Here is an 8635-nt window from a genome sequence, read left to right as displayed (position 1 = left end):
GCCCCCCCCCCGGGGGGGGGCGGCCGGGGGGCCCCCCCCCCCCGCCGCGGGGGCCCCCCCCCCGGGGGGGGGGGGGGGCCCGGGGGGGCCGGGGGGGGGGGGGGGGGGCCGCGCGGGCGCCCCCCCCACCACACCGGAACATCGAACCAGGGTCATCCCGGCACGGACCGCTGGTCGGCACCGGGCGGCACGGCCGGCAACAGGCGCAGCCGTTCGGCCAACTCCGCGGCCGCGGCGTCGTCCAGGTCGGTCAACAGCGCCATCGCCCGCTGCCACGCCCGCCGGCCCTCGGCCGCCTCACCGGCGGCGAGCCGGCTCTCCCCGAGGCAGACCAGCGAACGTGCCGAGCCCATCCGGTCGCCGCACTCCTGCAACATCTCAAGGCTGCGCTCGTAGCACTGGATGGCGAGCGGGTACTCGCCGCGCTGGTGGTGGATGTAGCCGATGCTGTCCCAGCCGGCCGCCTCGCCGTGGCGGTCGGCACTCGCCTGGAGCAGCGCCAGCGCGGCGCGGCAGTGCTCCAGCGCCTCGCCGTACTGGCCGAGTTGGGCGTGTTCCCAACCCAGCGCGGCGAGGGTACGGGCCTCGCCGACGCCGTGGCACTCGGCGCGGAACAGGACCAGGGCGCGTTCCAGGTGGTACACCGCATCCCGGTGACGCTGCTGCCGGTCGAGCATCCGGGCGATGTCCAGTTCGACGTGCGCCTGCCCGATCCGATCCTCGACGATCCGGTACAGGTCGAGCGCCCGCTGGTAGTCGACTTCGGCGTCGCCGTGCTGGCCGAGCCGGTCGAACCCGTCGGCCAGATACCGGTGTGCCACCGCCTGCGCCGCGGTGTCCCCGGCCTTCCTCGCCATCGCCACCGCGGCCCGCTGCGCCCGCACCTGGTCGTGGCGGTGCCACTGCCGGCTCAGCCACGGCTTGATCGCCCAGGCCAACTGCCAGGCGTGTGCGGCGAATCCCTCAGCCGCGGCCCGGTCGATCGCAGCCAGCACGACCGCCCGCTCAGCGGTGAACCACGCCTGAGCCTCCTTGCGGTCGGTCGGCTCGTCGACGTGCACCCCGTCGGCGCACGGCTCGAACCGGATCGGCGATCGGTGCGGCTCCACGAGCGCGTCGGCGAGCCGCGCGCTGTGCAGGTAGTGGTCGAGGAGCCGGCGCAGCGCCAAGCGGCGGTCCGCCGCCGACTCGATGGTCCGCGCCAACTCCTCCGCGTACGCCCGGATCAGGTCGTGGAACACGTAACGGCCCGGAACAGGTTCTTCGATCAGGTGTGCCCGGATCAGCTCGCCGATGAGTGCTCGCGTCCGCGCCACGGGCAGTCCCATGAGGTTGGCCGCCGCAGACAGACCGAGGTCGGGGCCGACATGCAGGCCGAGTCGCCGGAACAGCCGGGCGGTCTCCGTACCGAGCGCCCGGTAGGACCGGGAGAACACCGTCCGCACGTCGGTGGCCGAGTCACCGTTGGCCAGGACGTCGAGGCGGTCGCGACTCTCCCGCAACTCGGCCGCGAGCGCGGCCAGCGGCAGATGGGGGTTGGTGACGGCGCGAGCGGCGACCACGGCCAGCGCCAGCGGCAGCCGACCGCACGACTCGACGATGTCCGCGCTCGCCTGCGGTTCGCGGGCGACCCTTCCGCTGCCGAGCCGCTTGGCCAGGAACTCCCGCGCCTCTGCCGCGGAGGGGCGGCTGAGCGCGAGCGGCGTCGCGCCATGTCCGACCACCAGTCCGGTCATCTGGTCGCGGCTGGTCACCACGACCAGGCACCCGGAAGCTCCGGGCAACAGCGGGCGGACCTGCGCGGCGTCCCGCGCGTTGTCCAGCACGATCAAAACCCGTCGCTGCGCGACCACCGTACGGAGAAGGGCTGACTGCTCGTCCAGCGCCGCCGGAAGCCGGTTCGCCGGCACGCCCAGCCCGGCCAACAGCCGGCGCAGCGCATCGGCCGGGTCCATGGCGGCGCCCGTGGTGTCGAAGCCGCACAGGTTCACGAACAGTTGCCCGTCCGGAAAGCGGTCGGCGACCCGATGGGCCCAGTGCACGGTGAGCGCCGTCTTGCCCGCCCCCGGGGCACCACTGATCACGGCCACCGCGACACCGGTGTGCCGCCACCCCAGCAACTCGTCGAGCGCGGCCAGCTCGGCGGTACGGCCGGTGAAGTGCGCCACGTCGGCGGGCAGCTGACGGGCGCACGGACCGACCGTCGCCACCGCCGGCACTGCCACCGCCGGCACCGCTACCGCGGGCGACGCCACCACCGCCGGCGGATCGTCTGCCAGCACCGCGCGATGGATCCGCTGCAGCTCGTCGCTCGGCTCGATGCCGAGATCCCGGGTCAGCCGGAGCCGGGTCGCCCGGAACACGTCCAGGGCCTCGCTGCGCCGGCCGGCGCGATGCAGCCCGGTCATCAGCAGCGCGACCGCGTTCTCCCGCAGCGGATGCTCGGCGACCACGGCGGTCAGTCGACCGATGGCGGCGTCCGGGCGCCCCCCGCGCAGCTCGGCCCGGGACAGCTCCTCGACGGCGGCGAGCCGCTCCTGCTCGAGAGCCGGCCCGGCGGTCGCCGCCAGCCACTCACCCGCGACGTCGGCGAACGCGGGACCGCGCCACAGGTCCACGGCGGTACGCAGCAGTTCGTCGAGCGGGGTGTCAACGGCCTGCGCCCGCCCCACCAATCGTCGGAATCGGTGCACGTCCACCGACTCACGCGGCACGTTCAGCCGGTAGCCCGGACCCGCCGTCACCAGCTCGACCCCGGGGATGTCGTCGAGGAGCCGGCGGAGCCGGGACACGTGCCCCTGAATGGCATTGCGCGCCGACGCCGGCGGACAATCGCCCCACAGAGCGGTGACCAGCTGGCCGAGGGTGACGACGTGGGCCGGGGTCAACAGGAGCATCGCCAGGATCGTGCGCTGCTGGGCGTTCGTCGGACGTAGCCGCTCGCCGTGGCACCACACACCGACGGGTCCCAGCACCCGGAACTCGACACCGTCCACTATTCTTCGCTCCCGAGCAGCACCTCGCGCAGCCTACTGACCGGACCGACCGGCAGATCCGGCGGGCGTTGGCGTGATCGTCCACAAGCGATGGTATGGCCGCGGGCATCGCCGTCAGCGGTGACACCGGATCGATCAACTCTGTTTCGGCAAAATCGCGGGGTTCTGACGGCAGGAATACCGCCCTGCCGCCGAAACCAGGTCCGGCCCCTGATCCCGCGTACGGGTGCGGCCACGGTCATCATCACCAGTCGCGACAGCCTCACAGCACGAGGCCATGGCCTGCTGGCCCCATTTGGCGATGACGGCGCCGAGCTCCATGGCGTCGGGCTCGTAGGCCGTCTGGCCGATTGTGCGGGTCCCGGCTGTGCAGCGGGTGGAACACCGGCGAGTGAGGGCCGCCGAGGTTCATCAGCGACGCGGACGCGCCCCTGACCGCACGCGCGGTCCCCGACGGGGCGGTCGGGAAGATACGGGTGACCACGCCCGACGTCACCCAGACCGGCACAAGGACGGCGACGAGGGACTGCCGTTCACGGGGCGAGCCGATCGCCGTACGACGCAACTGGCGCCGCCCGGAATTGGCGACCAGATGGAAATAGATGAGCCGAGGGCTCGCAGATCAATAACGCAGATCCCGACTATGGGAGGCGCCGTTGTGGTATGGACTCACCGGACCCGCGCATACAGGCGATGAGCATCGGAAGTGCGCGCAGTCCGGCGATGGGTATCTCGCAGGTCGCGAACGGCTACCACAAGCAACTCGGCCGGATCCGAAATCCGCGTGTTGATCCTCTGCAAGCCCTAAGTTGATTTGGGAGGGTCATGACCGAATTGATCGTGCGGGGGACATCGTGGTTAACGGTTCGACGCAGCACCGTGGCTCCATCGGGACCGCGTCACAGCGCGGCGTCCCCGAGGAGGTGGACGTAGCAGTCGTCGGCTCTGGCGGGGCAGGGCTGATGGCGGCGCTCAGCGCCGCGAAGCAAGGGGCACGGGTCCTCGTTGTGGAGTCCCAGCCGATCGTCGGTGGCGCTACCGGAATCTCTGCGGGTGCGGCCTGGATCCCGAATCATGGTTTTTCGACCAAGGACCTGAAGGTGAGCGACGACCTGGACAAGGCTCGGCGCTACATCTATGGCGAGGGCCGGGACAAGATTCTTGACCCTGAGCTGGTGGAGAAGTTCCTGGAGACGGGGCCGCAAGTCGCCCGATTCATAGAAGAGCACACCTCTTTCGGGTGGATCCCTACGCTCTGGCCGGACTACCGCTCCGACATCGATGGCGCGTCGGTCGGACGGGCCCTCTTCCCCGGCCCCTACTCCCCCGAGGGATTGGGGGAGGCCGCCTCGTTCGTGCGACCCGCCCTGACGACTGGCATGGCCAGGAATCCGCTCCCCTTCTGGCTGCTCGGTGGAATCAGTAGTGATGTCGTGTGGCTCGCCGGGCCAGCGTTGGTCGGCGCCCTGCTCGAGGCGGTTCTGGGTAACGGCGTCGACGTGCGCGTCCAAGCGCCCGCGGTCCGGCTCATCACGGATGAGTCGGCGGTGCGGGGCGTCGTCGTACAGGATGACGATGGCGTCGAGCGCACGGTTCGTGCCACCAAGGGCGTCGTGCTGGCCAGCGGCGGGTTCGAGGGATCGACCGACCTGACCACGAGCCACCTCCACGCACCCTTCGCAGTGCAAGTTTCGCCGCAGGGGCATGAGGGCATCGCGGTGCAGCTGGCCCGGGAGGTGGGCGCCGATCTGACGGGCATGCAGGACGCCTGGTGGATGCCCGCGGTGCAGGTGCCCGGCGAGACGCTGGAGGGCCGCCCACTCAGTCGGGTGTTCCTGGGTGAGCGTGCGCTGCCGCACAGCATCATGGTGAACCATCAGGGTGAGCGCTTCGCGAACGAGGCTCTCCCCTACGACCAGCTCGGGAAGATCATGCGCGAGGTGGACCCAAAGACGGACACCCTGCCGAACGCCACGGCGTGGCTGATCTTCGACCACAACTACTGGACGAAGTTCGGCATCTTCGGCATTACGCCCGGCGGGCCGGTGCCCGACTACATCCACCGTGCTGACACGCTGGCGGGGTTGGCGGCTCAGATCGGAGTCGATGAGGTGGGGCTACTCCGGACCGTCGACCGGTTCAATCCGGAGGCCGGACGAGGTCGCGACCCGTACTTCGACCGCGGTGGCACGTTGTTCGATCGGTACTTTGGCGCCTTCTACCCCCGGCTGAGCAAGAAGTCCCCCGACGCGCTATTCCCAGCCGCCACCGCGAAGGCGCGGATGTTCATCGCGAAGGCAGTCGGACCGATCGTGAGCAGCCTGGCGGCACGTGCGGCGAGGAAGAACGACCCTGAACGCCTGCGCTCCCTCGTGGTCGGGCCGATGACGAAGATCGTACGACCGGTCCTGAAAAGCCCGAGGTCAAGCGTCCTAGGGCCCGTCAACACCCCGCCGTACTACGCGCTCAAGGTTGAGGCCAGCGCGCTCGGCACTGTGGGTGGCCCGAAGACTGACGCACACGGGCACGCGCTGAACACCGACGGCAAGGTCATCCCAGGCCTGTACGCCGCTGGCAATGCAGGAGGCGCACCAACGAAGGGGTTCTACGGGGGCGCCGGAGGGACGATCTCGCTGGGGCTGGTGTTTGGCTACCTAGCGGGACAGGAGGCAGCCCGGCGGCAGAATGTTTCCTGAGCCATCTCGTTCGCCCCCCACCACAACGCAGGACGTTGTCAGTGACTCCTGCACGATCCGGTACGCCACCTCGTCGAGCGCTGCGGGCAGCTGCTTGCCAGGCAGCTCGCTGTTCAGCTGGACCGGCAAGCAGCTGCCCGCAGCCCGCACGGCGGCCAGCAACTCGGGCAGCCGGTGCGGTCCCGTGGCCCGCTCCGCTGGCGCAGCGGTGCCGCCATGGCCACTCCGAGCAGGTACGCGAACCAGTCCCGGTCGACCGAGCCGGTCCTCGCTGCCGGTCGCTATCGCGGCCTCGGCGGCAACCAGCACCGCGAGCGCGATTCCGCCATCGCCGATCCACCGCTGCAGCACCGGCCTGCCCCCTCAACACGCGCTCACCGTATGCTCCCGCCCGCTCGATCCGGCATGGACCGTCCGCACCGGGATCGCCGGCCAACTTCGGACTTGATTCTTGGGCTGCGGGCATCTGCGGGGGTCACTGAGCGATCGGTGACCGACCACCTCCGCCCGGGCTGGCGATCACCCCTCGGAGAGCGCGGCAAGTACGGCTCCCTCGAACCGATTCGACGAATCGGTTCGGACGACAGGCCCCTTCGGGCGCGTCGATCGAACGAGTCACCGGCACGCTCTCGCTGGCAGGCGAAACCCTCGGTTTACCACCCGTGACTTCATTGACATTCATCACTACCTGGTCCTACGATCCGTTCGAATCGATTCGCCGACCGAACCCGTGAGCGTCCCCCGCGACGCACGCGGTGTAGGTCAGCCTGGCATCCGTCCCGATCCCGGCCGAGGCGGCACCACCAGCCTCGGCCTACCACCGCCCCATCCCACCGCCGCCGCACCAGGAGAGGATTCGATGAGTGTGAAGAGAAGGCTGAGTCGCTTTACGGCAGCGGCAGGCGTCACGTTGGTCCTCGCTGTCGGTGCTGGGGCCTACGTGCTCTCGGACGCGCCGGGCGTCGCCCACGCCGCCGGCACCGGCCCGTGTGACATCTACGCCTCCGGCGGCACGCCGTGCGTCGCCGCGCACAGCACCACCCGCGCCCTCTACGGCGCGTACAACGGACCGCTCTACCAGGTCCGACGCTCCTCGGACAACACCACCCGCGACGTCGGCGTGCTCAGCGCCGGCGGCTACGCGAACGCCGCCACCCAGGACACGTTCTGCGCCAACACCAACTGCGTCATCACGATCATCTACGACCAGTCCGGCCGCAACAACCGCCTCACCCAGGCCCCGCCCGGCTACTGGCCCGGTCCCGGACCCGGCGGATGGGACAATCTCGCCGACGCGAAGGCAGCCCCGATCACCATTGGCGGGCAGAAGGCGTACGGCGTCTACATCGCCCCCGGTACCGGCTACCGCAACAACAACACCAACGGCGTCGCGACCGGCGACCAGCCCGAGGGCATCTACGCGGTCGTCGACGGCACGCACTACAACCAGTGGTGCTGCTTCGACTACGGCAACGCACAGACCGACGGCCAGGCTGACGCGCCCGCCATCATGGAGACCGTCTACTTCGGCGCCGACAAGCAGTGGGGCTACGGCGCCGGGGCCGGCCCGTGGATCATGGCCGACCTGGAGTGGGGGCTGTTCTCCGGAGTCAACGCCGGCTACAACAACATCGCGCCGATCAACCACCGCTTCGTCACCGCCATGGTCAAGGGCGAGTCGAACCACTGGGCCATCCGAGGCGGGGACGGCCAGTCAGGGGCTCTGACGACCTACTTCGACGGGCGACGTCCGAACGGGTACCACCCGATGAAGAAGGAGGGCGCGATCCTGCTCGGCATCGGCGGCGACAACAGCACCTCCGGCCGGGGGACCTTCTACGAGGGTGTGCTGACCTCCGGCTACCCGACCGCGGCCACCGAGAACGCCGTCCAGGCCAACATCAACGCCGCCGGCTACGCCACCGCCGCAGGAGGCAACCCGCAACAGAACGTCCAGCTCGTCGGCGGGCAGTCCGGCCGCTGCATCGACGTACCCAACGCCACCACCACCAACGGCACCCAGGTCCAACTCTGGGACTGCCTCGGCAACACCGCCCAACGCTGGACCTACACCGCCAACAAGCAACTCCAGGTACTCGGCAACAAATGCCTCGACGCCAGCGGCGCAGGCACGACCAACGGCACCCAAGCCATCATCTGGGACTGCAACGGCCAAACCAACCAACAATGGAACCTCAACGCCAACGGCACCATCACCAGCGTCCAATCCGGACTCTGCCTCGACGCCAACGCTGCCGCCACCGCCAACGGCACCAAAATCATCCTCTGGACCTGCAACGGCGGCACCAACCAACAGTGGTCCACCCGCACCTGACCACACCCGCACACCACACCGGCCATGCCGCCCCCGCGAGGCCGCTGGGGGCGGCGCCACCGGCGATTCCTGCGCGGTAGTGACCTGGCGAGGCACCCTCGCCCCACACGGCGAGGGTGCGTCTGCGCTCCTCGAGACCGGTGTGCAGGCGGAGCGACAGGGCCAGCGCGGCAGGAGACAGACGCCGCGCACGCGCGCTGGGATCGCCGGCTTCAACGCCTCGAACCGGATCCGGCCACGGCCGTACACGTGCGGTGGATGTTCGCCCAACGCCTGGACGGCCAGAGTCTCGCCAGCATCGCGCGCGCCCTCAACGACGCCGGCATACCGTGCCCATCAGGCGTCGATCCCGACCGCAATCCACACCGCAGTGGCGACCGGTGGACCCTACGAACGGTCGCGGCGATCCCCGCCACCCCGCGCTACACGGGTCGGCAGGTCTGGAACCGGCAACCCGCTGAAGTGACCCCTGCCGGGCGGACACCTCACACGTCGCGGGCACCGCGTCATGACCTCTGAGAGGGCGGTTCGGAGTGTTAGGTCCGTTTCTGGGTGAGGGTGAATACTCCGGGTTCGTCTTCGGTGAGGACGTGGCGGTTGACCATGCG

5 protein-coding genes are annotated in these 8635 nt (G+C 70.0%); 3 read left to right on the top strand and 2 right to left on the bottom strand.

The features are described from left to right. Nucleotides 1-152 precede the first annotated feature (152 nt). Nucleotides 153-2996: a BTAD domain-containing putative transcriptional regulator gene (locus ACGFI2_RS30520; protein ID WP_393523646.1), complete on the bottom strand. Its 2844-nt coding sequence runs from the start codon at nt 2994-2996 to the stop codon at nt 153-155. An 854-nt stretch (nt 2997-3850) separates the two neighbouring features. Between ACGFI2_RS30520 and ACGFI2_RS30515 the strand changes: the two genes are divergently transcribed. Next, nucleotides 3851-5692, top strand: a complete 1842-nt coding sequence (locus tag ACGFI2_RS30515) for an FAD-dependent oxidoreductase (protein ID WP_393523644.1) — start codon at nt 3851-3853, stop codon at nt 5690-5692. Here the strand turns inward: ACGFI2_RS30515 and ACGFI2_RS30510 are convergent. Beyond that, complete coding sequence (locus tag ACGFI2_RS30510) at nt 5651-6043, bottom strand: hypothetical protein (RefSeq protein WP_393523643.1); 393 nt, start codon at nt 6041-6043, stop codon at nt 5651-5653. The genes ACGFI2_RS30515 and ACGFI2_RS30510 overlap by 42 nt on opposite strands. Nucleotides 6044-6551: 508 nt before the next feature. Here ACGFI2_RS30510 and ACGFI2_RS30505 point away from each other — a divergent pair. Both ACGFI2_RS30505 and ACGFI2_RS30500 read left to right on the top strand, forming a co-directional pair. Continuing rightward, complete coding sequence (locus ACGFI2_RS30505) at nt 6552-8027, top strand: arabinofuranosidase catalytic domain-containing protein (protein WP_393523642.1); 1476 nt, start codon at nt 6552-6554, stop codon at nt 8025-8027. 24 nt (nt 8028-8051) lie between these two features. After that, nucleotides 8052-8546, top strand: a complete 495-nt coding sequence (locus ACGFI2_RS30500; protein WP_393523640.1) for a recombinase family protein — start codon at nt 8052-8054, stop codon at nt 8544-8546. Nucleotides 8547-8635: the final 89 nt, after the last annotated feature.

This window comes from Micromonospora sp. NPDC049282, from assembly GCF_043197045.1.
In the GTDB taxonomy this organism is placed as follows: domain Bacteria; phylum Actinomycetota; class Actinomycetes; order Mycobacteriales; family Micromonosporaceae; genus Micromonospora.
This window is presented reverse-complemented; position numbering and strand designations above follow the sequence as displayed.